General features: G+C 51.3%; 20 protein-coding genes. 10 read left to right on the forward strand and 10 right to left on the reverse strand.

Going from position 1 to position 25,166, the window contains the following annotated elements:
- Nucleotides 1-26: 26 nt before the first annotated feature.
- The 10 genes from lpdA to BCM14_RS04120 form a co-directional block, all read right to left on the reverse strand.
- Entirely contained in the window at nt 27-1,454 is a 1,428-nt protein-coding gene (lpdA, locus tag BCM14_RS04075) for a dihydrolipoyl dehydrogenase (RefSeq protein WP_106226690.1), read from the reverse strand.
- 12 nt (nt 1,455-1,466) lie between these two features.
- A complete protein-coding gene (odhB, locus tag BCM14_RS04080) occupies nt 1,467-2,693 on the reverse strand; it encodes a 2-oxoglutarate dehydrogenase complex dihydrolipoyllysine-residue succinyltransferase (RefSeq protein ID WP_106226691.1) in 1,227 nt (408 codons plus the stop codon).
- 43 nt (nt 2,694-2,736) lie between these two features.
- Nucleotides 2,737-5,604: a 2-oxoglutarate dehydrogenase E1 component gene (locus BCM14_RS04085; protein ID WP_106226692.1), complete on the reverse strand. Its 2,868-nt coding sequence runs from the start codon at nt 5,602-5,604 to the stop codon at nt 2,737-2,739.
- Between the two features lie 323 nt (nt 5,605-5,927).
- Nucleotides 5,928-7,226, reverse strand: a complete 1,299-nt coding sequence (locus BCM14_RS04090; RefSeq protein WP_106226693.1) for a citrate synthase — start codon at nt 7,224-7,226, stop codon at nt 5,928-5,930.
- Nucleotides 7,227-7,247: 21 nt separating this feature from the next.
- Entirely contained in the window at nt 7,248-7,508 is a 261-nt protein-coding gene (locus tag BCM14_RS04095) for a succinate dehydrogenase assembly factor 2 (protein WP_106226694.1), read from the reverse strand.
- Between the two features lie 13 nt (nt 7,509-7,521).
- Nucleotides 7,522-8,238, reverse strand: a complete 717-nt coding sequence (locus BCM14_RS04100; RefSeq protein WP_106226695.1) for a succinate dehydrogenase iron-sulfur subunit — start codon at nt 8,236-8,238, stop codon at nt 7,522-7,524.
- A 21-nt stretch (nt 8,239-8,259) separates the two neighbouring features.
- Entirely contained in the window at nt 8,260-10,038 is a 1,779-nt protein-coding gene (sdhA, locus tag BCM14_RS04105; protein WP_106226696.1) for a succinate dehydrogenase flavoprotein subunit, read from the reverse strand.
- 3 nt (nt 10,039-10,041) lie between these two features.
- Nucleotides 10,042-10,425 (reverse strand): succinate dehydrogenase, hydrophobic membrane anchor protein, encoded by a 384-nt coding sequence (gene sdhD / locus BCM14_RS04110; protein ID WP_106226697.1) that lies wholly within the window; start codon nt 10,423-10,425, stop codon nt 10,042-10,044.
- A 3-nt stretch (nt 10,426-10,428) separates the two neighbouring features.
- Complete coding sequence (sdhC, locus tag BCM14_RS04115; protein ID WP_106226698.1) at nt 10,429-10,842, reverse strand: succinate dehydrogenase, cytochrome b556 subunit; 414 nt, start codon at nt 10,840-10,842, stop codon at nt 10,429-10,431.
- A 172-nt stretch (nt 10,843-11,014) separates the two neighbouring features.
- Nucleotides 11,015-11,776, reverse strand: coding sequence for a GntR family transcriptional regulator (locus tag BCM14_RS04120; RefSeq protein ID WP_259673409.1), 762 nt, complete (start codon nt 11,774-11,776; stop codon nt 11,015-11,017).
- Nucleotides 11,777-12,004: 228 nt separating this feature from the next.
- Here BCM14_RS04120 and BCM14_RS04125 point away from each other — a divergent pair, with 228 nt between their 5' ends.
- The 10 genes from BCM14_RS04125 to earP all read left to right on the forward strand — a co-directional run bounded on the left by BCM14_RS04125 (nt 12,005) and on the right by earP (nt 25,147).
- Entirely contained in the window at nt 12,005-12,994 is a 990-nt protein-coding gene (locus tag BCM14_RS04125) for a malate dehydrogenase (RefSeq protein WP_106226700.1), read from the forward strand.
- A 59-nt stretch (nt 12,995-13,053) separates the two neighbouring features.
- Nucleotides 13,054-13,947, forward strand: coding sequence for a methylisocitrate lyase (prpB, locus tag BCM14_RS04130; RefSeq protein ID WP_106226701.1), 894 nt, complete (start codon nt 13,054-13,056; stop codon nt 13,945-13,947).
- 33 nt (nt 13,948-13,980) lie between these two features.
- Nucleotides 13,981-15,210: a bifunctional 2-methylcitrate synthase/citrate synthase gene (gene prpC, locus BCM14_RS04135; protein ID WP_106226702.1), complete on the forward strand. Its 1,230-nt coding sequence runs from the start codon at nt 13,981-13,983 to the stop codon at nt 15,208-15,210.
- Nucleotides 15,211-15,247: 37 nt separating this feature from the next.
- On the forward strand, nt 15,248-17,842 hold the full coding sequence (gene acnD / locus BCM14_RS04140) for a Fe/S-dependent 2-methylisocitrate dehydratase AcnD (protein ID WP_106226703.1): 2,595 nt from the start codon (nt 15,248-15,250) through the stop codon (nt 17,840-17,842).
- Nucleotides 17,843-17,895: 53 nt separating this feature from the next.
- Entirely contained in the window at nt 17,896-19,086 is a 1,191-nt protein-coding gene (gene prpF / locus BCM14_RS04145) for a 2-methylaconitate cis-trans isomerase PrpF (protein ID WP_106226704.1), read from the forward strand.
- Between the two features lie 85 nt (nt 19,087-19,171).
- The gene (locus BCM14_RS04150) at nt 19,172-19,567 is read left to right on the forward strand and encodes a hypothetical protein (protein ID WP_106226705.1); all 396 of its coding nucleotides are present in this window, start codon (nt 19,172-19,174) and stop codon (nt 19,565-19,567) included.
- Nucleotides 19,564-19,848 carry a GNAT family N-acetyltransferase gene (locus BCM14_RS04155; RefSeq protein ID WP_106226706.1) on the forward strand — a complete coding sequence of 95 codons (285 nt, stop codon included), beginning with the start codon at nt 19,564-19,566 and terminating at the stop codon, nt 19,846-19,848. The genes BCM14_RS04150 and BCM14_RS04155 overlap by 4 nt, the downstream gene beginning before the upstream one ends.
- A gap of 191 nt (nt 19,849-20,039) precedes the next feature.
- Nucleotides 20,040-22,625, forward strand: coding sequence for a bifunctional aconitate hydratase 2/2-methylisocitrate dehydratase (acnB, locus tag BCM14_RS04160; protein WP_106226707.1), 2,586 nt, complete (start codon nt 20,040-20,042; stop codon nt 22,623-22,625).
- A gap of 180 nt (nt 22,626-22,805) precedes the next feature.
- Nucleotides 22,806-24,017, forward strand: a complete 1,212-nt coding sequence (locus BCM14_RS04165; RefSeq protein ID WP_106226708.1) for a DUF2863 family protein — start codon at nt 22,806-22,808, stop codon at nt 24,015-24,017.
- A complete protein-coding gene (gene earP / locus BCM14_RS04170) occupies nt 24,017-25,147 on the forward strand; it encodes an elongation factor P maturation arginine rhamnosyltransferase EarP (protein ID WP_106226709.1) in 1,131 nt (376 codons plus the stop codon). The genes BCM14_RS04165 and earP overlap by 1 nt, the downstream gene beginning before the upstream one ends.
- Nucleotides 25,148-25,166 lie beyond the last annotated feature (19 nt).

Genomic DNA, 25,166 nt, shown 5'->3' on the forward strand with positions numbered 1-25,166 from the left:
CAGACCGTTGATCAAACCAACACCAATCAGAAATTAAGCGTGCGCTTGTCGACGGCTAAAGCCGCTTCTTTCATGGATTCGGATAAGGTGGGATGAGCATGACAAATGCGAGCGATGTCTTCAGCGGCACCACGGAACTCCATGATGGTGACAGCTTCAGCAATCAACTCAGAGGCCATGGGGCCAATAATGTGAACGCCCAGGACTTCATCAGTCTTTGCATCTGCAAGAATTTTGACAAACCCTGTCGTATCTCCCAAGGCACGCGCACGACCGTTTGCCAGGAACGGGAAGCTTCCTGACTTGTACTCGTGACCTGCTGCTTTAAGTTGCTGCTCGGTTTGACCGACCCAAGCAATCTCAGGTGAAGTATAGATTACCCATGGGATGGTATTGAAGTTGACATGTCCGTGTTGACCAGCAATACGCTCTGCTACCGCAACGCCTTCTTCTTCAGCTTTATGCGCCAACATTGGACCGCGCACAACATCACCTACTGCCCAGACATTGGACAAGTTGGTTTTGCAATCGCCGTCTACTTCAACAAAACCCCGTTGATCCAGCTTTAGACCTACTGACTCAGCGTTTAGACCACCGGTGTAAGGTACCCGACCAATCGATACGATCAACTTGTCGACTACCAGCTTTTGTTCGGTGCCCGCAGCATCCACATATGGCACAGTGATTTGCTTGGCAGTCTTCTTGATCTCACCGATCTTGACGCCCATACTGATCTTCAAGCCTTGCTTGCTGAACAATTTATGAGCTTCTTTTGCAACCTGTGAATCGACAGCTGCCAGAAACTCAGGCATGGCTTCAAGAATCGTCACGTCAGCACCTAAGCGACGCCAGACGCTGCCCATTTCAAGACCGATCACCCCTGCACCAATCACGCCCAGTGTCTTGGGCACCGATCCAATGTTCAGTGCGCCGTCGTTAGACAGGATCTGTTGCTCGTCAAAAGGCAAACCGGGTAATTCACGCGCTGAAGAACCTGTCGCAATCACGACGTGGGTTGCAGTCAAGTCTGCTTCAGTCGTTCCGCTTACCTTGATCGCCCATTTGCCATCAACCTGACCAGCAAAAGAGCCTTTGCCGTGAAAGAAAGCGATCTTGTTCTTTTTAAACAGATACAAGATTCCATCATTATTTTGCTTCACGACGTTATTTTTACGACCAATCATCGTCTCAAGCTTGAGTGATACGCCCTTAACCTCAATGCCATGCTCGGAAAAGTGATGGTTTGCCTGATCAAAGTGTTCGGACGATTGCAACAAAGCTTTCGACGGAATACAGCCCACATTGGTACAAGTGCCGCCAGGTGCTGGACCGCCCTGACCGTTTTGCCAGGCGTCGATACAAGCGACCGATTTACCAAGTTGCGCAGCGCGAATGGCAGCAATATAGCCACCTGGGCCCGCACCGATCACTACAACATCAAAATGATTCGACATAAATATCTCGTATTAGATTTCGAGCAACATACGCTGCGGGTCTTCGAGCGCATCTTTCATCGCGACCAAGGCCAGAACTGCTTCGCGACCATCGATAATGCGATGATCATAAGACAGCGCCAGATAGTTGATGGGGCGAATCACAATTTGCCCATTCTCAACGACTGGACGATCTTTGGTAGCGTGGACGCCTAAGATTGCGGATTGAGGTGGGTTGATAATTGGCGTAGACAACATCGAGCCAAACACACCGCCATTAGAGATCGAGAAGGTACCACCGGTCATTTCTTCAATGCCCAGTTTCCCTTCGGAAGCGCGTTTGCCAAAGTCGGCAATCGTTTTTTCAATATCTGCGATGGTCATTTGATCGGCATTTCGCAGAATTGGCACAACCAATCCGCGTGGGCTACCCACCGCAATACCAATGTCAAAGTAGCCGTGATAGATGATGTCTTTGCCATCAACCGAAGCATTGACAACAGGATAACGCTTAAGCGCCGCTACCGCAGCCTTCACAAAGAAAGACATGAAACCGAGCTTCACGCCGTGTTCTTTTTCAAACTTATCTTTGTACTGATTACGCAGATCGATTACGCCTTTCATGTTGACTTCATTGAAGGTCGTCAAAATCGCGTTGTCTTGCTGCGATTGAAGCAAGCGCTCAGCAACACGAGCACGCAGACGGCTCATGGGGACACGTTGCTCAGGGCGACCATCCAAAGACTGACCCAACGGCATAGCTGGATTGGCCAAGGGTGCAGCTTTGGCAGGTGCAGCGGCAGACACCGAACCCGCAGCGAGCGCATCGCCTTTGGTAACGCGGCCATCGCGGCCACTGCCTTCGATACCAGCAGCGGTCAGACCCTTGTCAGCCAAAATCTTTGAAGCTGCAGGTGAGGCGATCCCAGAGGTAGCCGGTGCAGCCACAGGTGCGGCAGCTGGAGCAGCCGCTGCGGCGGCAGGGGCAGCTGCGACAGGAGCTGACGCCGAGGCCTTGCCTTCTGTGTCGATCTTTGCAAGCACTTCGCCAGAAGTAACCATGCTGCCGTCTGGTTTGACGATTTCAGCCAATACGCCCGAAGCAGGCGCAGGGACCTCCATCACTACTTTATCAGTTTCAATTTCAATCAGGATTTCGTCAGCAGTGATTGCATCGCCTGGCTTTTTTTTCCAGGTCATCAAAGTTGCTTCTGCGACTGATTCGGACAATTGCGGGACGACAACGTCGGTGATAGCCATTATGTGGATTCCGTAGTTTTTAAACGATAGTTTGTAATTAATATTATTTAGTCAACGCGAAGCTCTTGAACTTGCCAAAAGCCTGCTCTACCAGGGCTTTTTGCTGTTCTTGATGCTTGGCGAGATAACCGACAGCTGGTGACGCCGATGCAGGCCGGCCAGAGTATCCAAGCTTTTGTCCTTCGCTCATGTTTTCATACAAATGATGCTGAACGTAGTACCAAGGGCCTTGGTTCTGGGGCTCATCTTGCACCCAGACAACCTCGGTGGCTTTGGGGTATTTTTTGAGTTCAGTCTCAAAAGTCTTATGAGCAAACGGATACAACTGCTCCACTCGAACAATTGCCGTGGTTTTGTCCTCGCGTTCACGACGGCCATTAACCAAGTCGTAGTAAACCTTACCCGAACACACCAGCACGCGTTTGACGTTAGCCGCGTTCACGCCCTCATCGACTTCGCCGATGATAGGTTGGAAACGACCTTTGGCTAAATCTGATAATGGCGAGCTTGCATCTTTATTACGCAGCAGCGACTTCGGTGTAAAAATCACCAGAGGCTTCCGGAACTTGCGAATCATCTGACGACGTAGCAAGTGGAAGATTTGTGAGGCGCTAGTCGGCTGAACGGCTTGAATATTGTTATCAGCACACAATTGCAGGAATCGCTCGATACGAGCAGATGAATGCTCAGGGCCTTGACCCTCGTAACCGTGCGGCAGCATCAGTGTCAAGCCGCTTTGACGGCCCCACTTCGCTTCACCAGAGACGATAAACTGATCAATCACCACTTGCGCACCGTTGACGAAGTCACCGAACTGCGCTTCCCAGATAGTAAGGGTATTGGGATCAGCACACGAATAGCCATATTCAAAGCCCAACACGGCCTCTTCAGACAAAACCGAGTCAATCACGACAAATGGTGCTTGGCCAGGGGATACGTTCTGCAGGGGAATATAGCTACCATCATCCCAACGCTCACGATTTTGATCGTGCAAAACAGCATGTCTGTGGGTGAAAGTGCCACGGCCAGAATCCTGACCAGTGATGCGAACCGAGAAGCCAGAGCTAACCAAGGTTGCAAAGGCGAGGTGCTCGCCCATACCCCAATCCAGATTAAGTTCACCTCTCGCCATATTGCGACGGTCGTTGAGCAATTTGGATACTAACTGATGCGGTGTAAAACCGTCAGGTACTTGAGTAAGTTTTTCGCCGAGTCGCTTAAGCTCTGCAAGTGGCACGCCCGTATCCGCTTGGTCTGTCCATTTCGCCTCAAGGAAAGGCGACCAATCAATCGCGAACTTACTCTTGTAGTTAGTCAGGACAGGCTCAATGGTTCTCTTGCCGTCTTCCATGTACTGGCGGTAGTCTTTAACAAGCTGATCGCCCTCGCCTTCTTTCAGCACACCCTGAGCGGTCAGTTTGTCTGAATAGAATTTACGAGTACCAGGGTGGACGCCGATACGCTTGTACATCAATGGCTGAGTTAACGCAGGCGTGTCTTGCTCGTTGTGACCGAGCTTGCGGAAACAAACAATATCAACCACGACGTCGCGGCCAAACTGCATCCGGAAATCAAGCGCCACACGCGTCACAAAGGCAACAGCTTCTGGATCGTCGCCGTTGACGTGAAAGACTGGCGCTTCAATCATCTTTGAAACATCAGTACAGTAGATCGTCGAACGCGTATCCCGTGGATCTGAGGTTGTGAAACCAATCTGGTTGTTGACGACTAAGTGAACGGTGCCGCCGGTACCGTAGCCACGCGTCTCAGCCAGGTTAAGCGTCTCCATGACCACACCCTGACCGGCAAATGCAGCATCGCCGTGCACCAGCACTGGCAGCACTTGACGATGACCATCAGCACCACGTCGCTCTTGCCGTGCTCGCACACTGCCTTCAACCACAGGGTTGACGATCTCGAGATGCGAAGGATTAAAGGCCAATGACAAGTGAACTGGACCGCCCGGGGTGGACAGATCACTCGAGAAACCATTGTGATATTTGACGTCACCATCGGTTAAACCATCCGCGTGTTTGCCTTCAAACTCGGCAAACAAATCACCAGGCATTTTGCCCATGATGTTGACCAGCACGTTCAAGCGACCACGGTGAGCCATCCCTACAATGATCTCCTGGACACCGGAATCACCACCGTGATTGACCAGTTCATCCATAGACACAATCAGGCTTTCACCCCCTTCGAGTGAAAAGCGCTTTTGCCCCACATACTTTGTGTGCAAGAAACGCTCGAGACCTTCGGCCTCGGTTAACTGCTGCAATAAGTGACGCTTACGTTCAGCGGTGACCTCTGGGGCGCTGCGGGTTGGTTCGAGGCGCTCGACAATCCAGCGTTTAATCGCGGGATCAGAGATGTGCATAAACTCAGCACCCACTGAACGGCAATACGTATCGCGCAGGCATTTGAGAATCTCGCGCAAACTCATCGTCGTTGACGACGTGAAATTTGTGTTGGTCGCGGAGAACGTTTGATCGAGATCGGCTTCGGTCAACCCATAAAACGCAGGGTCGAGCTCAGGTATTGGCGGACGATCTTGACGCTTTAGCGGATCAAGATCGGCCCAACGCGACCCCAGTGAGCGATACGCTGCAATCAAAGTCTGGACGTGAACTTGTTTCATTGCCACAGCGAGGTCTGGTTCGCCACCGCGCTGTACAAAAGCATTCGCTTTCGCACGCTGGGCAAAGGACTCGACGATCGGGGCATGGGCTTGATCGCGGGTGGCTTCTCGGCCATCCGTTGCAGGCATATGCTGCAACTGATCAAAGTAGTTGCGCCAGTTATCTGGCACTGAACCTGGATTATCCAGGTAAGCCTCGTAGAGCTCTTCTACGTAGGGAGCATTGCCCCCAAAGAGATAGGAGTTTTGCAGGAAATCTAATTGCGATGACATATGGCGCTTCACCTTGTCGAGTGCTTCACTCGTTACGATGCAGGGGTACCTTCCGCTTACTTGGCCAGACCAATTTGCGGATAGCGAGGCAGAAGGCGGTTTATAGGAGCCTTTAAAGCCGGCACCGAAGTATAACCTTTTAAGTAGAAATCACATCAGGCTTTCTGCAATACCGGCAATTATTTCGCGTCATTTTGTTTCAATAACCGTAATGTTTCATGGTGCGCTGCGGCATAAAAACTTCAAAAAGATCAGATTGATGGACGAAGTGGTCAAAAAAAATGCCGCTCAAAGCGGCATTTTTTGCTTTCACACAAATCCAATCAACGCTTCACATCACGAGCTGTTGACCCGACAAACAACTGCCGCGGACGGCCAATCTTGTACTCGGGATCAGAAATCATTTCGTTCCATTGTGCAATCCAGCCAACAGTACGCGCTAAAGCAAAAATTGCTGTGAACAGAGCGGTTGGCACGCCAATAGCGCGTTGCACAATGCCCGAGTAAAAATCGACGTTAGGATACAGCTTGCGATCAACGAAGTACTGGTCTTCGAGTGCAATGCGCTCGACTTCCATTGCCAGCTTGAACAACGGATCATTCTCAAGACCAAGCGATGCAAGCACTTCTTTGCACGTCTGTTGCATCAGCTTTGCACGGGGATCGTAGTTCTTGTAAACCCGGTGACCAAAGCCCATGAGGCGCACGCCCGAGTTTTTATCTTTAACTTGCTCCATGAACTGACCGACATAAGACATGCCGCCTTTGGCCTGGATCTCTTCAAGCATGTTCAAGCAAGCTTCGTTAGCACCGCCGTGTGCGGGACCCCACAAGCAAGCAACACCAGCAGCAATCGCAGCAAAAGGATTCGTACCAGAAGATCCGCACAAACGAACAGTAGAAGTCGAGGCGTTCTGCTCGTGATCTGCGTGAAGGATAAAAATACGATCCAGCGCACGCTCAACCACTGGGTTGACGACGTAGTCTTCGCAGGGTGTCGCAAACATCATGCGCAGGAAATTGCCGGTGTAAGACAAGTTGTTTTGTGGATAGATGAAAGGCTGGCCTTGTGAATACTTATAGGCCATGGCAACGAGTGTTGGCATCTTCGCAATCATACGAATTGCTGAAACGTGGCGACTATGCTCATCAGTGATGTCAGTAGAGTCGTGGTAGAAAGCTGACATTGCACCAACCAAGCCAGTCAACACCGCCATCGGGTGGGCATCACGACGGAAGCCTCGCATAAAGAAGTGCATCTGCTCATTAACCATCGTGTGATGGGTGATCAGATCATCAAAAGCGAGCTTTTCTTTTGAATCGGGTAAATCACCGTTCAAAATCAAGTAACAGATATCCATGAAATCGCAGTTAACGGCTAACTGTTCGATTGGATAGCCACGATAAAGCAACTCACCTTTGTCGCCGTCAATATAAGTGATGCTCGACGAACATGAAGCTGTCGACAAAAAGCCTGGGTCGTAGGTGAACTTACCGGTTTGGCCATACAACTTACGGATGTCGATCACCTGAGGACCAACTGAACCGTCATACATCGGAAAATCCACAGAAGGAGATCCGTCTGAAAACGACAGCGTGGCTTTATTGTCTGCTAGTTTCATTTTTGTCTATCCTGTTATTAATCAAAGCCTGCGAATTTGCCCTAGGACATCATGCACGGCCTTTCGGTCAAGTGCACCTGTTGGTTCGAGTCTGCCCAACAGTAAATCAAGTAATTCGTTATCACCGAGATCGAATAACTGAGTCAATGCGCTGACGTCCTCATCACTCAGTTTGTCCTGATAAGCATCGAGATACTCGGTGAATATCAGATCGTTTTCAAGAAGCCCACGCCGGGCACGCCAGCGAAGCCTCGTTCTATCAAGATCTGTCAAACTGGTCAAGGCTTATGTCCTGTTATACCGTGCGACGGACGAGCATCTCTTTAATCTTGCCAATTGCCTTCGAGGGGTTCAAGCCTTTAGGGCACACGTCGACGCAATTCATGATGGTGTGGCAACGGAACAAACGGTAGGGATCTTCAAGATTATCTAAGCGCTCGCCAGTAGCCTGATCGCGACTGTCAGCGATGAAGCGATAGGCTTGAAGCAAACCAGCGGGACCAACAAATTTGTCTGGATTCCACCAAAACGACGGGCACGAGGTCGAGCAACAGGCGCACAAAATGCACTCGTACAGACCATCAAGCTCTTCGCGCGCCTCTGGCGATTGCAGACGCTCTTTCTCTGGTGGTGGTGTGTCGTTAATCAGATAAGGATGAACCGAATGATACTGATTGAAGAAGTGTGTCATGTCGACCACCAGATCACGGATCACCGGGAGACCTGGCAATGGACGTAAGACCACTGGCTCTTTCAATTCGAGCATGTTGGTCGTGCACGCCAAACCATTTTTTCCGTTGATATTCATCGCGTCAGATCCACAGACGCCTTCGCGACAAGACCGACGCAAAGTCAATGAATCATCCACGTCCAGTTTGATCCGCTGCAAAGCATCAAGCAACATCTTATCAGTAGGCTGCAGTTCAACTTCGAGTTTTTGCATGTAAGGACGCTCATCCTTGTCAGGATCGTAGCGATAGATTTCAAACTTAACAATACGCTTTGTGCTCATGATAGGTATCCTGATGCTGTCTTAGAATGTGCGGACTTTAGGCGGGAAACTCTCAACCGTCAGGGGTTTCAAGTTCACTGGCTTGTAATCCAAGCGGTTGCCTTCCGAGTACCACAAGGTGTGCTTAATCCAGTTCTCGTCGTCACGCTCGGGGTGGTCATCGAGTGCATGAGCACCTCGGCTTTCCGTACGAGCTGCTGCTGAGTGAATCGTGGAACGAGCCACTTCAATCATATTAGACAACTCGAGCGCTTCAATACGAGCCGTGTTGAAGACTTTCGATTTGTCTTTGAACGCAATGTTATCCACTTTGTCGGCCAAAGCATCGATCTTGGTCACGCCTTCTTTGAGCGATGCAATGGTGCGGAACACACCGCAATGTTTTTGCATCGCATTGCGGATTTCGTTGCCAACCGCTTGAGTTTTCTCGCCATCGGTTCTGGTCTCCAGGGCATCAACCCGAGCCAGCGAGAAGTCTACTGACTCTTGCGGCAATGGTTGGTGATGATGCTGTTTCTCTGGATGAGCGTTGACAATATGATTGCCAGCTGCCCGACCAAATACGATTAGATCAAGCAGTGAGTTTGTACCCAGACGATTTGCGCCATGAACCGAAGTCGCCGAGCACTCGCCGATTGCGTAAAGTCCGTTTACAACGTTGAGTTCACCGTTTGCCCAATTGGTAACCTGACCGTTAATGTTGGTCGGGATACCGCCCATTTGATAGTGAATCGTTGGGACAACAGGTATCGGCTCTTTAGTCGCATCGACGTTCGCAAATTTATGACCGATTTCAAGAATCGAAGGCAACCGTTTGTTGATGACATCTGAACCAAGATGATCCAGTTTGAGATGGACGTAGGCGCCATCAGGGCCGCAACCACGGCCTTCTTTAATTTCTTGATCCATACACCGCGAGATAAAGTCGCGAGGAGCAAGATCTTTCATCGTTGGCGCATAGCGCTCCATGAAGCGCTCACCATCTTTGTTAAGCAGGATACCGCCTTCACCCCGAACACCCTCAGTGATCAACACACCTGCACCAGCCACACCGGTTGGGTGAAACTGCCAGAACTCCATGTCCATCATGGGGATACCGGCGCGTGCAGCCATGCCCATACCGTCGCCGGTATTGATGAAGGCATTGGTTGATGCGGCCCAAATACGACCAGCACCGCCCGTGGCGATCACGGTTGTCTTGGCTTCAAAAATAAAGATTTCGCCGGTTTCCATTTCGAGAGCCGTGACACCCAGAACATCACCGGCTTCGTTGCGAAGCAAATCCAGCGCCATCCACTCGACAAAGAATTGTGTACGTGATGCAACGTTGCGTTGATACAGGGTATGCAGCAAGGCATGGCCTGTCCGGTCGGCGGCAGCACAGGCTCGCTGAACGGGCTTCTCGCCAAAGTTGGCGCTGTGGCCACCAAAAGGACGCTGATAAATTGTGCCATCCGGATTACGATCAAACGGCATACCGAAGTGTTCAAGCTCATATACGGCATTAGGCGCTTCGCGACACATGAATTCGATCGCGTCCTGATCACCCAACCAGTCTGAACCTTTGACCGTGTCATACATATGCCACAACCATTTGTCCTCGCTCATATTGCCCAGCGATGCGCCAATGCCACCTTGTGCGGCAACCGTGTGCGAACGGGTTGGGAATACTTTTGACAGTACTGCGACTGATAAACCTGCGTTGGCAAGCTGGAGAGAGCAGCGCATGCCAGCACCGCCGGCACCCACAACCACCACATCAAACTGGCGGCGCGGAATAGAAGATTTGATAGCAACCACGGCTTAGTTTCTCCAGAGGATATTGATAAAGTACACGACTGATCCGACAAGCCACAGCAAAGTCATGACCATCAAAAACAGACGCACACCCACGTGACCGACATAATCCATCCAGATGTCGCGAACGCCAATCCAGGCGTGCCAGGCAAGCGAGATCATCGTGAGCGACCCCAAGATCTGCCCGATAGGCATCATCACAACGGTGAAAGTAAACAGGTTGTGCCAGCCCTGGTAAGTGAAGCCAGACATCGTGAGGATGCCAACCAACAAAACCAGTGTGTACACAGCCATAATGATCGCGGTCACACGTTGAGCCAAATACTCAAAGGTGCCGTAATGCGCGCCTACAACAAGGCGCTTGGTGCCGATTTTTTCATTTAACGCCATGATTTACCAAGCTCCGAATAATTTGAGCGCAAACACAAGCGTCAAGCCAAGGCTGACACCCATCACGATCCCAGCGCTTTTTTGAGCTGAATGCTTATCCATACCGATGTGCAGATCGAGCACGAGGTAACGAATGCCCGCACAGAAATGGTGCAAATAGCCCCAGATGAATGCCAGCAGTATCAGTTTGACAATCACGTAGCTCGTTGCTGCTGAGATCAGGTTGTATCCAGCCTCAGAAGTAAAGCTCATCGCGAACAACCCAATCAGCACCGGCAAAGCCAGAAACAGCAAGGCGCCACTGGCACGATGCAGAATCGACACTTTGCCTGCTAACGGCAGGCGATAGGCAAAGAGAATCTGAGGAACACTGATATTTTTGAACTGCGGGCGCGGTTTTTGCGCTGTATCTGACATAACAACCTCAATGTGAGTGTTTTTACACTAGGTGGAAACCACTATATTTTCGCCTATATACAACCCCTGTACAAGACGAACCTGCTGAATCCTACTTTCTATCTTAGATAGACTGCCTTCTCTCTCGCTTAAGCATCAGTGCATATGTACCACCAACTTTGGCGCATAGGTGTCAAATCAAACTATTCCTGTAGTAATAATGATCGGTCAGGTAGTGACCAGTTCGCAGTTCTACTGGCCGGTCGGCGTAAGTATACGAAATTCGATCCACCTTCAATAACGGCTTGTCTGGCTCGATTCCCAACAAAGTTGAAAACTCGGTTGTGGCAGCAACAGCAGTCAGTTTTTCGTCGGCACGAACCATGTTCACCCCGAATTTTGACTCAAGAAGCCCGTACAAAGGCCCTACATAAGATGTGAGTATGTCTGCAGACAGGCCATTGAAGAGCGCGGCCGGCAGGAAAATATCGTCAACGACTGCCGCTTTACCAGCAAAAGACAACACTCGTCTGATCGCAATCACCGAATCGCCTGCCTTTAAGCCTAGAGACCGAGCCATTTCAGCACTCGCTCGTTGGCGTTTGCAACTCAACACTTTACTTTGAGGTGGCTGCTGTTCGCCACTATTTGGGGCCAACCGCAAAAACCTGAACCGAATCTTAGGTTCGTGGTGGGTCGCAACGAAGGTACCTTTTCCTTGTCGTCTGACAAGAAGATGTTCAGCCGCGAGCTCATCGACCGCTTTGCGAACCGTACCTTGGCTGACTTGAAAACGAGTAGCCAGCTCTATCTCACTGGGAATAGCTTCGCCAGGCTTCCACTCGCCCTCATCCAACGCGCGAACCAGCATGCCTTTAATCTGCTGATAAAGCGGGCTGAATGCTGCGGTAGGCTTAGCGATACTTCCGAGGAGACGACTAGCGGTATCGGACATAAACTTGGTCATAAGCAACTGTGTGCGTATTGTGGCATACAAGCACTCACTCGTCCAACGCTCTTGTGTCTTATATAAGATATAAGATTAATTGACGTTCATAGAAAATTATCCTAAGATCATGCTCGATTTCAATGAAGGTCGATACAGCTGATTGAGCCGAATAAAAAAGCTAAACTCGGTTTCCAAACTATTGAATTCCCCTAAACAGCCCTCTCGGAGATTGTTATGTCCAAACCCGCCATCCGCGTCGCGGTAACCGGTGCCGCCGGCCAGATCGGTTACGCCCTGCTGTTCCGTATTGCATCCGGCGAGATGCTCGGTAAAGATCAACCCGTTATTTTGCAACTGCTTGAAATCCCCGATGAAAAGGCGCAAAAAGCGCTGAAAGGCGTGATGATGGAGCTCGATGATTGCGCATTCCCTTTGCTGCAATCGATGTCAGCTCACAGCGATCCGCTCGAAGCATTCAAAGATGTTGAAGTCGCTCTGCTGGTTGGTTCGCGTCCTCGTGGCCCCGGCATGGAGCGCAAAGATCTGCTGACGATCAACGCACAAATTTTCACCGCTCAAGGCAAAGCGCTCAATCAGGTTGCGAATCGTCAGGTAAAAGTTTTGGTGGTTGGCAATCCTGCCAACACGAATGCTTACATCGCCATGAAATCAGCGCCAGATCTGCCAGCAAAGAACTTCACAGCCATGTTGCGGCTGGATCACAACCGCGCCTTGTCGCAACTAGCGACCAAGATGGCCAAACCTGTTGCAGAAATTCAAAAACTGGCCGTTTGGGGTAATCACTCGCCAACGATGTACCCTGACTATCGCTTCGCGACAATTGGGGGTCAAAGCGTGCCAGCGATTATCAACGACGAAACCTGGAATCGCGAGACCTTCTTACCGACCGTCGGTAAGCGAGGTGCTGCAATCATCGAAGCGCGTGGTTTGTCCTCAGCAGCGTCGGCTGCCAATGCCGCCATTGACCACATCCACGATTGGGTGCTTGGTACGAATGGTAAGTGGGTCACCATGGGCATCCCTTCTGACGGTACCTACGGCATCCCCGAAGGCATCATGTATGGCGTGCCAGTGACCTGCGAAGGTGGCGAATACCATCGCGTCACTGGTCTCGAAATCGATGCTTACTCACGTGAACGCATGGACTTGACACTGAAAGAGCTCCTCGAAGAACGCGACGGTGTCGCAGACTTACTGAAGTAAATTTTTAACCTAATGGGCCTGTGATCAGGTCCATTTTTTTATTCAAAAAGGGTATGTACATGTCAACCATCGTCACAGCGGGACAGCGCTTCCGTCAAGCACTCGCCGAAGAGCAGCCTTTACAAATCATTGGTACCTTGAACGCTCATCATGCTTTACTTGCCAAACGCGCCGGCTTCAAAGCCATTTATTTGTCAGGTGGCGGGGTGGCAGCGGGCTCGCTCGGGTTGCCTGATCTTGGCATCAATACGCTAGATGATGTGTTGACAGACGTTCGTCGTATTACCGACGTCTGTGAGGTGCCGCTGATTGTTGACGTTGACACTGGGTTCGGGCCATCAGCGTTTAACATCGCGCGAACCACCAAGAGTCTGATCAAGTTTGGCGCAGCAGGCTTTCATATCGAGGATCAAGTCGGCGCCAAGCGCTGCGGGCATCGCCCCGGCAAGGAGGTCGTATCACTAGAAGAAATGGCTGATCGCGTCAAGGCGGCCGCCGATGCTCGCACCGACGACAGCTTCTACATCATTGCGCGCACCGACTCGATTGCATCGCATGGTGTTGACCACGCCATCGACGTTGCCATTGCCTGCGTTGCAGCCGGCGCTGATGCCATTTTCCCCGAAGCTGCGTACGACTTAGCAACCTTCGAAAAATTCCGTAAAGCAGTCAACGCACCAATTTTGGCCAACATTACTGAATTTGGTAAAACACCACTATTTAGCGTGGCCGATCTCAAACCAACAGGGGTCGAAATGCTGCTCAATCCTTTGTCGGCTTTCCGGGCTTGCAACAAGGCTGCAGAAACCGTATACGAAGCCGTCCGTCGGGATGGCCATCAAAGAAACGTTATCGATCTGATGCAGACTCGTGACGAACTATATGACCGGATTGGCTACCACGAGTTCGAAAGCAAGATCGACAAATTGTTTGCTGCTGGTAAAACAAAATAACTGACCCAATACATTGACCGAGGAGTTCTCATCATGGCTACGACAAAAAAAAGTCCCGCTAAAAAAGCCTCTGTGCCTAAAGCTGCAGCGCCTAAAGTTGTTGAGCAAGCAACTGAACAAACTGCGCCTGCTTTCAAACCAAAGAAATCGGTTGCGTTGTCTGGTGTGACGGCTGGCAATACAGCTCTGTGTACCGTTGGCCGAAGCGGCAACGACCTGCACTACCGTGGTTACGATATTCTCGACTTTGCAGATAGCTGCGAATTCGAAGAGATTGCTCATTTGTTGATTCATGGCAAACTACCTAATAAAGCAGAACTCGCTGCCTACAAAAAGAAGTTGAAAGCGCTGCGCGGTTTGCCAGCTAATCTGCAGGCAGTACTCGAATCCTTGCCAGCAGCCAGCCACCCCATGGACGTCATGCGGACAGCTGCGTCGGTGCTAGGTTGCACGATTCCTGAGAAGGAAGATCACAATATCCCAGGCGCACGTGATATCGCTGACCGCCTGATGGCAAGTCTGGGCTCTGCCCTGCTCTACTGGTATCACTACAGCCACAATGGTCGCATCATCAATGTCGAGACCGATGATGACAGTATTGGCGGTCATTTCCTGACGCTGTTGCATGGGCAGAAGCCAAGCGATGAGTGGGTGCGTGCCATGCATACATCGCTGATTCTTTATGCTGAGCACGAGTTCAACGCATCGACCTTTACCTGCCGCGTCATCGCTGGCACTGGCTCTGATATGTATTCGGCAATTACCGGTGGTATCGGCGCCTTGCGCGGACCCAAACATGGCGGCGCCAACGAAGTTGCTTTCGAAGTTCAAAAGCGCTACGAAACACCGGATGAAGCTGAAGCAGATATTCGCGCCCGTGTTGAAGCGAAAGAAGTCGTGATCGGTTTTGGTCATCCGGTGTACACGATCTCTGATCCTCGCAATCATGTCATCAAGGCCGTCGCGCATCGTCTGTCGAAAACTGCCGGCTCGACAAAAATGTACGACATCGCAGATCGTCTTGAGGCAGTGATGTGGGATGCGAAAAAAATGTTCGCCAACCTCGACTGGTTCTCGGCCGTGTCGTACCACGTCATGGGTGTGCCTACCGCGATGTTCACGCCGTTATTCGTGATTGCGCGCACCGCAGGCTGGTCAGCTCACATCATTGAGCAACGGATCGATAATAAGATTATTCGTCCCGCTGCGAATTACACAGGGCCTGAAAATCAAACTTTCGTGCCGCTTGCCAAGCGTAAATAAGTCAATACGTCAACACAAGCACACCAATAAAGAAGACATGAACACAGCAAACCGCAAACCCTTGCCAGGGACCAAACTGGATTATTTCGACACGCGTACAGCAGTCGATGCCATCAAGCCTGGCGCATATGACAAACTGCCCTACACATCCCGTGTATTAGCAGAGAATCTCGTGCGCCGCTGCGATCCTGCATCGTTGACGGCATCATTGACTCAGATTATTGAGCGCAAGCGTGATCTGGATTTTCCGTGGTTTCCGGCTCGGGTGGTTTGTCATGACATTCTGGGCCAGACTGCTCTAGTCGATTTGGCTGGTCTGCGAGACGCTATTGCCCTGCAAGGCGGTGATCCTGCCTTAGTCAATCCCGTGGTACCGACTCAGCTTATCGTCGATCATTCCTTAGCGGTCGAATGTGGTGGTTTTGATCCTGACGCCTTTGAAAAAAATCGGGCGATTGAAGACAGACGAAACGAAGATCGTTTTCATTTCATCAACTGGACTAAAAAAACATTCAAGAATGTCGATGTTATCCCGCCAGGGAACGGCATCATGCACCAGATCAATCTAGAGCGCATGTCGCCTGTGGTGCATGCACTCAATGGCGTCGCTTTCCCCGATACTTTGGTCGGAACAGATAGCCACACGCCTCACGTCGATGCGCTTGGTGTCATCGCTATTGGTGTGGGTGGGCTTGAGGCGGAATCCGTCATGCTGGGCCGCGCGTCCTGGATGCGTTTACCCGACATCATTGGCGTTGAGCTGACCGGCAAGGTCCAGCCTGGAATTACTGCCACGGATCTCGTGCTTGCCTTGACAGAGTTTCTTCGCAATCAGAAAGTCGTGTCGTCTTATCTGGAGTTTTATGGTGAAGGTGTCGCTCAGTTGACCTTGGGTGATCGCGCAACCATTTCAAACATGACACCCGAATATGGTGCGACTGCTGCGATGTTCTACATCGATCAGCAAACCATCGACTATCTCACCCTGACCGGCCGTGAGGATGAGCAGGTCAAACTGGTTGAGACTTATGCCAAGCAGACAGGTCTCTGGGCGGATAGCCTCAAGACTGCCGAGTACGAACGTGTGCTGCACTTTGATCTGTCTTCGGTCGTCCGTAATATTGCCGGCCCTTCCAATCCACATCGTCGTGTTTCAACGTCAGAGCTGGCCGCTCAGGGCATCTCTGGAGTGGTTGAAAACGAGGCAGGGAAAATGCCTGATGGCGCAGTGATCATTGCGGCCATCACTAGCTGCACTAACACCAGCAATCCACGCAACGTGATTGCTGCTGGTTTACTGGCTCGCAATGCGAATGCTAAGGGCCTTACCCGTAAACCATGGGTCAAGAGTTCTCTTGCGCCCGGATCCAAGACTGTTGAGCTTTATCTTGAAGAAGCCAAGCTGATGTCGGAGTTGCAGAAACTTGGCTTTGGCATTGTTGCTTTTGCGTGTACGACCTGCAATGGAATGAGTGGTGCGCTAGATCCGGTTATCCAACAGGAAATCATCGATCGCGATCTCTATGCGACAGCTGTTTTGTCGGGCAATCGTAACTTCGACGGTCGTATCCATCCGTACGCGAAGCAAGCCTTTCTGGCTTCGCCGCCGCTTGTGGTTGCATACGCCATTGCTGGCACGATCCGCTTTGACATCGAGAAAGATATCCTCGGGCACGACCCCTCCGGCAAGCCAGTGACGCTCAAAGATATTTGGCCAACCGATGAAGAAATCGACGCCATCGTCGCCTCAAGCGTCAAACCAGCACAGTTCAGAAAAGTCTACGAACCCATGTTTGCCGCGACCGTTGAGTCTGCAGAGAAATTAAGCCCTCTATATGACTGGCGCGCAGAAAGTACTTACATCAGACGCCCTCCTTATTGGGAAGGTGCGTTGGCCGGTGCACGCGCGCTGAAAGGCATGCGTCCGCTTGCGGTACTCGGTGACAACATAACCACCGATCATCTCTCCCCGTCAAACGCCATCATGCTCGATAGCGCAGCCGGTGAGTACCTCGCCAAGATGGGTTTGCCCGAAGAGGATTTCAACTCTTACGCTACTCATCGCGGCGATCATCTCACCGCACAACGAGCGACCTTTGCTAATCCTAAGCTCATCAACGAGATGGCAGTGGTTGATGGCAAGGTTAAACAAGGTTCTTTGACTCGCATCGAACCGGACGGTCAAGTGACGCGCATGTGGGAAGCAATCGAAACCTATATGGATCGCAAACAACCCCTGATCATTATCGCGGGGGAAGACTACGGTCAGGGCTCTTCGCGTGACTGGGCGGCAAAAGGTGTCAGGCTTGCGGGTGTTGAGGCAATCGTTGCTGAAGGTTTCGAGCGTATTCACCGCACCAATCTTGTTGGGATGGGTGTCCTGCCACTCGAATTCCAAGCGGGTGTGAACCGCAAAACGCTGAACATTGACGGGACCGAAATCTATGACGTGATCGGTGAGCGCACACCACTTGCTACCTTGACGTTACAAATCACTCGCAAGAACGGTGAGCGTGTCGACGTGCCAGTAACCTGTCGCCTTGATACCGCTGAAGAAGTATCTATTTATGAAGCTGGTGGCGTTTTGCAGCGTTTTGCGCAGGATTTTCTTGAATCAACGACTGTGGCTTGAGTTGTTTCGATTTAAATTCGACAGACAGACACCGTGAAAAAGGACACAATACGATGACTTTCGCTCCTCAAATCAAAGTGCCGGCGACCTACATCCGAGGCGGTACAAGTAAAGGGGTTTTCTTCAAGCTTCAGGACTTGCCACTTGCCGCGCAAGTCCCGGGCCCGGCCCGCGACGCGTTGTTGATGAGAGTGATTGGCAGTCCAGATCCCTACGGTAAACAAACCGATGGCATGGGCGCAGCAACCTCAAGCACCAGCAAAACCGTCATCCTGTCTAAGAGCACGCAACCAGATCACGATATCGATTATTTGTTTGGTCAGGTTTCCATTGATAAGCCTTTTGTCGATTGGAGTGGGAACTGCGGCAATCTGACCGCTGCGGTCGGTCCTTTTGGTATCAGCAACGGCTTGGTTGATCCAAGCCGTATTCCGCAAAACGGGCACGCTGTCATTCGGATCTGGCAGGCCAATATTGGGAAAACGATCGTTGCGCACGTTCCCATGACTAACGGCGCTGTGCAAGAAACTGGTGATTTCGAGCTTGACGGCGTGACATTCCCCGCAGCAGAGGTTCAACTTGAGTTTATGGATCCCGCGGCAGATGAAGAAGGCACTGGTGGGTCTATGTTCCCCACTGGCAACGTCGTTGACGAACTCAATGTGCCAGGTGTGGGATCATTCAAAGTAACGATGATCAACGCCGGCATCCCGACCATTTTTGTGAACGCTGAAGACATTGGCTATCGCGGGACTGAATTGCAAGACGACATCAACAGCGACCCTAAAGCGCTGACTATGTTTGAAACAATTCGTGCCTACGGTGCCGTACGGATGGGATTGATCTCTGACATCGCAGAAGCGGCAACAAGACAGCACACCCCAAAAGTTGCTTTCGTTGCCAAACCAGCGGACTACGTGTCCTCAAGTGGTAAGAACGTATCAACAAGCGATGTAAACGTATTGGTGCGTGCGATGTCAATGGGTAAACTCCATCACGCCATGATGGGCACCGCCGCCGTTGCCATCGGCACTGCCGCTGCAATCCCCGGCACCCTTGTTAATCTGGCTGCGGGCGGAGGAAATCTTGAATCGATCCGTTTTGGACATCCCTCTGGTACGTTGCGCGTGGGCGCACAAGCCAGTCAAGTGGATGGCGAGTGGCAAGTCACTAAAGCAATCATGAGCCGTAGCGCCAGAGTTTTAATGGAGGGCTGGGTCCGGGTTCCCGGTGATATCCTCTAAAGTCTGTCAGCTTGTGAGCGTTTACCGGCACAGCAGCATTTTTTACACACGTCAGCGTGTCAGTCCACCCACTACCAGAGCCCTCATGCCAGACACCCTACCTGCCGCCTTGGTCACTTCTTTTAGTCTATTCATTGCCTGCGTTTTTGCGTTTTTTATTGCAGGAGGCTATTTACTGCTCTTCAAAATTAAGAAAGCGAACCACCTGTTCAAGCATCCTTACCTTGAGGGCCGAGCATACAGCCAGTACCCTCTCAATCTCCGAATGGAGATATTGCTGGATTACTTTATCCGACTTGTATTCCCGAAGTCGACCGTCTGGCTTGCCGCCAACTCAAATCGTTTGCTGGCACACGTCAACCCTAAAGCCATTCCGATGGACGTTAAGTGGCCAATCGTCGGCTTGTGGGGCAGTTGCTTGATCGGCACGCCTGTTATGGTGATCCTTTGGATACTCTTAATGAGTAGCGGCTCAAAATGAACCAAGACATCTCACACGACCGACTCAACAGCCGGTTCACCACCCTGGTGGATGGACATGCTTGTGTACTGACTTACACATTAAACGGTAGGACTGCCTCGTTTGATCACACGGGCGTGCCAGACGCAGTCGGCGGTCGAGGCATCGCAGCCGCCTTGACAAAATTTAGTCTTGATACTGCACGCGACGAAGGCTGGCAGGTCATTCCCAGGTGTTCCTATGTAGAAATTTACATACGAAGACATCCTGAGTACGCAGATCTGGTATTGGGACAAAACTGATCTGTTTTTTGTAGAAAACGTTAAAACCAGCATCTTTTGAGTCGTATGTCATCGAGTGAAAGCATGCAAGTCTTATATAAGACATAAGACTGTTGTTGTATGACAAGCAAAGCACTACAATCGAATTATTATTTTTGCAGTCGCAGCCCTAATTTTCCTGTTCATCACATCCTTTTTTAAAAGGCGTCATCATGCTCCAAGCTTATCGTCAACACGTCGCTGACCGTGCCGCACTTGGTATCCCTCCCCTGCCGCTATCCGCGCAGCAAACTGCTGACCTGATAGAACTGCTCAAGTCGCCACCTGCAGGCGAGGGTGAGGCGCTGGTTGAACTGATTACTCATCGCGTTCCCGCTGGCGTTGATGACGCGGCCAAGGTGAAGGCATCCTACTTGGCGGCTGTCGCACTTGGCAGCGAAAAGTGTCCACTGATATCACGTGCTAAGGCCACTGAGCTACTTGGCACCATGCTTGGCGGCTATAACATTGGCCCCATGGTGCAATTGCTAGACGACGCAGAAGTCGGTCAAGTCGCCGCTGAGGGCCTCAAAAAGACTTTGTTAATGTTTGATGCTTTCCATGACGTCAAAGAGAAAGCAGACAAGGGTAATGCCAACGCGAAGTCAGTCATGCAAAGCTGGGCTGATGCCGAATGGTTCACCAGTCGCCCTGAAGTTCCCCAGAGCCTCACTATCACGATCTTCAAAGTCACTGGTGAAACCAACACCGACGATCTGTCACCGGCGCCAGATGCCTGGAGCCGTCCTGACATCCCTCTGCACGCCTTGGCGATGTTGAAAAATCCACGCCCCGGCATTGAGCCCCAGGAAGCCGGCAAAATTGGCCCGATTAAATTCATTGAAGATCTGCGCAAGAAAGGCAATCTGGTTGCTTATGTTGGCGATGTGGTTGGTACCGGTTCATCACGCAAATCAGCAACCAACTCAGTTCTCTGGTTCACTGGCGAGGATATTCCTTTTGTTCCAAACAAGCGCTTCGGTGGCGTGTGTCTGGGTAGCAAAATTGCCCCGATCTTCTACAACACCATGGAAGACGCAGGTGCCTTGCCAATCGAGCTGGATGTGTCGCAAATGAATATGGGCGATACCGTTGAGCTGCGTCCGTATGAAGGCAGAGCACTAAAAGACGGCAAAGTGATTGCTGAGTTTTCAGTGAAGTCAGAAGTATTGTTTGACGAAGTGCGTGCGGGTGGCCGTATCCCGCTGATCGTCGGCCGCGGTTTGACAGGCAAGGCTCGCGAGGCGCTCGGCTTGGCACCTTCAACACTGTTCCGCCTGCCACATGTGCCTGCCGCATCAAGCAAAGGCTTCACCCTTGCTCAAAAAATGGTTGGTCGAGCTTGTGGCCTGCCTGAAGGTCAAGGCGTTCGCCCTGATACCTATTGCGAACCCAAAATGACCTCAGTGGGCAGTCAAGATACAACAGGTCCCATGACACGCGACGAGCTCAAAGATTTGGCTTGTTTGGGCTTCTCAGCAGATCTGGTCATGCAGTCTTTCTGCCATACGGCCGCCTACCCTAAACCAGTCGACGTCAAAACCCACCACACCTTGCCTGATTTCATGAGCAATCGCGGTGGCATTTCGTTACGCCCTGGCGATGGCATCATCCACTCATGGCTCAATCGCATGCTGTTGCCTGACACGGTCGGCACCGGTGGCGATTCGCACACCCGCTTCCCAATCGGGATTAGCTTCCCAGCAGGCTCCGGCTTAGTCGCTTTCGCTGCTGCCACAGGCGTGATGCCCTTGGACATGCCCGAGTCAGTCTTGGTCCGCTTCAAAGGCAAAATGCAACCGGGTGTAACCTTGCGCGACCTGGTTCACGCTATCCCTCTGTACGCAATCAAAGCTGGCTTGCTTACCGTTGATAAGCAAAACAAAAAGAATATTTTCTCTGGCCGTATCCTTGAAATCGAAGGTTTGCCCGACCTTAAAGCTGAACAAGCGTTTGAGCTGTCTGATGCATCTGCTGAGCGCTCCGCAGCTGGTTGCACCATCAAACTCAATAAAGAGCCCATCATCGAGTACATCACCAGCAATATTGTGATGTTGAAGTGGATGATTGCCAGTGGTTATGAGGACGAGCGTAGCATCCGTCGTCGTATCGCTGCCATGGAAGCCTGGCTGGCCAATCCACAGTTACTGGAAGCTGATGCTGATGCAGAATATGCAGCGGTCATCGAAATCGATCTGGCTGAGATCCACGAGCCTATCGTTTGCTGCCCGAACGATCCTGACGACGTCAAAACCTTGTCAGAAGTTGCCGGCTCGAAAATCGATGAAGTGTTTATCGGTAGCTGCATGACCAATATCGGTCACTTCCGCGCCGCATCGAAACTGCTCGAAGGCAAACGCGACATCCCAGTTAAGCTGTGGATCGCACCACCGACCAAAATGGATGCTGCAAAACTGACCGAAGAAGGTCACTACGGCGTGTTCGGCTCGTCGGGTGCACGCACAGAGATGCCCGGTTGTTCATTATGTATGGGTAATCAGGCTCAAGTGCGCGAAGGTGCAACGGTCATGTCAACCAGCACACGTAATTTCCCGAATCGTCTCGGCAAGAATACCAACGTCTACCTCGGTTCAGCAGAGTTAGCCGCGATTTGTTCGAAGCTTGGTCGCATTCCAACCAAAGTCGAGTACATGGGTGATATGGGTGTCATTGCCGAAAGCGGGGACAAGATTTATCAGTACCTCAATTTCGACAAGATCGACGACTACAACGACGTGGCTAACGCCATCGACGCTTAGGTCCTTCCCTCTTGCCGCGATCATCGCGGCTTGAACGGTTGACTGGGCTGCCCTTCAGGGTGGCCTTTTTTCATTGCATGTTTTATATCGCGAAATAAATACCAGTCTGACAGAGCCAATAGAAGCCCATTCAACAGATTCTGTACACTGTTCACTTGATTCCATCGATTGGCTGAGTTTATGCCCCGTTCTCGTGCTTCGTTACCGTCCCGTCTAAGTCGTGAGTCTTCACGTCTTGTTGCACTATCGCTGGCGTTGCACAGTTCGGGTAGCCGTGTCGAAGACTGCTTCTGGGAAGCCGAACTGGCAAAGCAGATCGGCAAAATGCTGGCAAACGGCAAAGATCAGACCATAGACGACGCGCTCGACCATCTCTCGCAGCATCACATTGGTGGCTATGAAGTATTGATGGAGCAATCCGAAACGCTATCCGAGTCCTGCGTCATGGAAAAAGACGGCGTCCGTTATGACGTGCTGCTTATCCTCGCCCCCTTAGTTGCCTGGACACGCTACAGCATCCCGACTCAAGTCATTTCAACCAATATCCTGAGTGGGCTAACTGCTCAAATGCAACAGCACATTTTGGCCGCACATACAAAAATAGCGATGATGCACAGAATGGTCAGTCTAGATCAAATGCCGCGGGGGTTCTCAGAAACATGGCAATGGCTGCACAGCCTCGGCGCTAAGGCTCTTGACCTGCCAGCAGCTGAGCCAGTATTAAACGAAGTCCCTGACAGTTTCAACATGCTGGCGGATACACGTTATCTGGTAGGTGCAATCGCTGTCGAGCAAGGCAAAGCCTTATTTCGCTGGCAGGAAGAACCTGGCGAACTAGGAGAAGCGCGCGTCGGATGCCTTGAACGCTGGGCGGCAGACAGCAGTAAATACTTTGCAGATTTAGTTCCTGGTTGTGGTTTTGAAATTCTAGTACCAGACGCTTTTTATGTGAGCAACCGAGAAGCAGATCGCAGAGTGAGGCCGCTATCGGTAAAGGCGGCGATTGCCTGGCTGTGTGCTGCCCTGACGATTGAACCCGGGAACTTGCGGGCAATCGTTGCTGGGTGTGGCGAACTAAGGGTTGAAGAATACCGGATCGGTTTTACTCAAAAAAATCAAAACGAAGTGGTCTACGGGTGCCTTTGGCCCATGTACGGCAGAGAGGATGATGCCCAGACGCCTGAGCCAGAAGCCTTGCCGCGGGATACTGCGGCAGATATCGTTGAATTAATCAAATCGTGCGGCGTGCAGGACATCAGACAGTTGCCCAACCTGTTGTCGCTTGATTTTTGCGACGACTGTGGTGCACCTTATTTCCCGAATCCAATCGGTGAAATGGTGCATGCCGAACTACCTGAGGATGCGCAAACCGCGCCCGCCAAGTTTCATTGATGCTGAGAGCAGATGTTTTTTGCCGTGTCATTGATAACTATGGCGACATAGGTGTAACTTACAGGCTAATCAGACAACTGTGCCGTGAACATGACTGGTCAATCAGACTTTGGGTGGATCAACTCGCAAGCTTCAAAAAGCTCGAGCCGCTCGTCGACTACCGAGTCGCTCGCCAGTCAATCAATGGGATTGACGTAATCCGGTGGGATGACAGGGCACCAGACCTTGATCCGGCAGATGTAACAATAGCTAGCTTCTCGTGTGATTTGCCCGCCTCTTATTTAGCTAAGCTTCATGCGAGCAAATCATTGTGGATCAATCTGGACTACCTCAGCGCAGAGGATTGGGTCGAAGGTTGCCACGGACTCCCCTCGTTGCGAAGCGACGGATTATCTTCGTATTTTTTCTTTCCTGGTTTTACAGAAAAGACAGGCGGACTGATACGAGAGGAAAACCTCATCTCGCAACGCGACCACTGGTGGACTGATCGCAACGAGCAATTCAATTTGCTCTGCGCGCTTGGGATTGATCAAAACACTTCTCTGGCTTGGCGAGATCAAACAGCAAACCAACCCTTCATTGTCTCGCTATTCTGTTACCCCCAGGCGAACGTGACTGGCCTGATCAATGCCCTGGCAACCCGCACTCAGCCTTCGCTCCTGCTCGTACCAGATGGCGTGGCCACCTACCTTCAATCAGGCAGGCAAGGGCAATGCCAAATACATCGCATCCCATTTGTCACGCAACCAGATTACGACAAAATCCTCTGGACAGCAGATCTGAATTTCGTCCGTGGGGAGGATTCGTTAGTGAGGGCGATCTGGGCTGGTAAGCCGATGATCTGGCAAATTTATCCTCAGGACGAAGGCACGCATTTCATTAAATTAGACGCCTGGATCAAGAAAGTGACGCCCGGCGATCGAGTGACCGAGCTTTTACGCGCCTGGAACGGGCATGGCGATGCCGCCGAGTTAGAAGAATCAGTCAACCTCGCTTTATCACCCGAATCGTTCGCTCGTTGGCGCAAAGCCATGTTTGAATTTTGCACTCAACAAACGCGAACACCCGATTTGGCGAGTGCCTTGATCAAATTTTGTGAACTTTCAGCGTCAACGAGTCAGAAAGGCTAGAATAGAGGGCTAATTTCTA

It is taken from the genome of Jezberella montanilacus (genome assembly GCF_003003055.1).
GTDB classification, from domain to species: domain Bacteria; phylum Pseudomonadota; class Gammaproteobacteria; order Burkholderiales; family Burkholderiaceae_B; genus Zwartia; species Zwartia montanilacus.

Excerpts from the sequence above, each read along its gene's own strand:
- lpdA (WP_106226690.1), bottom strand. The coding sequence starts at position 1,454 with ATGTCGAATCATTTTGATGTTGTAGTGATCGGTGCGGGCCCAGGTGGC.
- BCM14_RS04090 (WP_106226693.1), bottom strand. The coding sequence starts at position 7,226 with ATGAAACTAGCAGACAATAAAGCCACGCTGTCGTTTTCAGACGGATCT.
- BCM14_RS04120 (WP_259673409.1), bottom strand. The coding sequence starts at position 11,776 with ATGTCCGATACCGCTAGTCGTCTCCTCGGAAGTATCGCTAAGCCTACC.
- BCM14_RS04125 (WP_106226700.1), top strand. The coding sequence starts at position 12,005 with ATGTCCAAACCCGCCATCCGCGTCGCGGTAACCGGTGCCGCCGGCCAG.
- acnB (WP_106226707.1), top strand. The coding sequence starts at position 20,040 with ATGCTCCAAGCTTATCGTCAACACGTCGCTGACCGTGCCGCACTTGGT.
- prpC (WP_106226702.1), top strand. The coding sequence starts at position 13,981 with ATGGCTACGACAAAAAAAAGTCCCGCTAAAAAAGCCTCTGTGCCTAAA.
- BCM14_RS04100 (WP_106226695.1), bottom strand. The coding sequence starts at position 8,238 with ATGAGCACAAAGCGTATTGTTAAGTTTGAAATCTATCGCTACGATCCT.
- BCM14_RS04165 (WP_106226708.1), top strand. The coding sequence starts at position 22,806 with ATGCCCCGTTCTCGTGCTTCGTTACCGTCCCGTCTAAGTCGTGAGTCT.
- earP (WP_106226709.1), top strand. The coding sequence starts at position 24,017 with ATGCTGAGAGCAGATGTTTTTTGCCGTGTCATTGATAACTATGGCGAC.
- BCM14_RS04150 (WP_106226705.1), top strand. The coding sequence starts at position 19,172 with ATGCCAGACACCCTACCTGCCGCCTTGGTCACTTCTTTTAGTCTATTC.
- prpF (WP_106226704.1), top strand. The coding sequence starts at position 17,896 with ATGACTTTCGCTCCTCAAATCAAAGTGCCGGCGACCTACATCCGAGGC.
- prpB (WP_106226701.1), top strand. The coding sequence starts at position 13,054 with ATGTCAACCATCGTCACAGCGGGACAGCGCTTCCGTCAAGCACTCGCC.
- sdhD (WP_106226697.1), bottom strand. The coding sequence starts at position 10,425 with ATGGCGTTAAATGAAAAAATCGGCACCAAGCGCCTTGTTGTAGGCGCG.
- sdhC (WP_106226698.1), bottom strand. The coding sequence starts at position 10,842 with ATGTCAGATACAGCGCAAAAACCGCGCCCGCAGTTCAAAAATATCAGT.
- odhB (WP_106226691.1), bottom strand. The coding sequence starts at position 2,693 with ATGGCTATCACCGACGTTGTCGTCCCGCAATTGTCCGAATCAGTCGCA.
- BCM14_RS04155 (WP_106226706.1), top strand. The coding sequence starts at position 19,564 with ATGAACCAAGACATCTCACACGACCGACTCAACAGCCGGTTCACCACC.
- BCM14_RS04085 (WP_106226692.1), bottom strand. The coding sequence starts at position 5,604 with ATGTCATCGCAATTAGATTTCCTGCAAAACTCCTATCTCTTTGGGGGC.
- acnD (WP_106226703.1), top strand. The coding sequence starts at position 15,248 with ATGAACACAGCAAACCGCAAACCCTTGCCAGGGACCAAACTGGATTAT.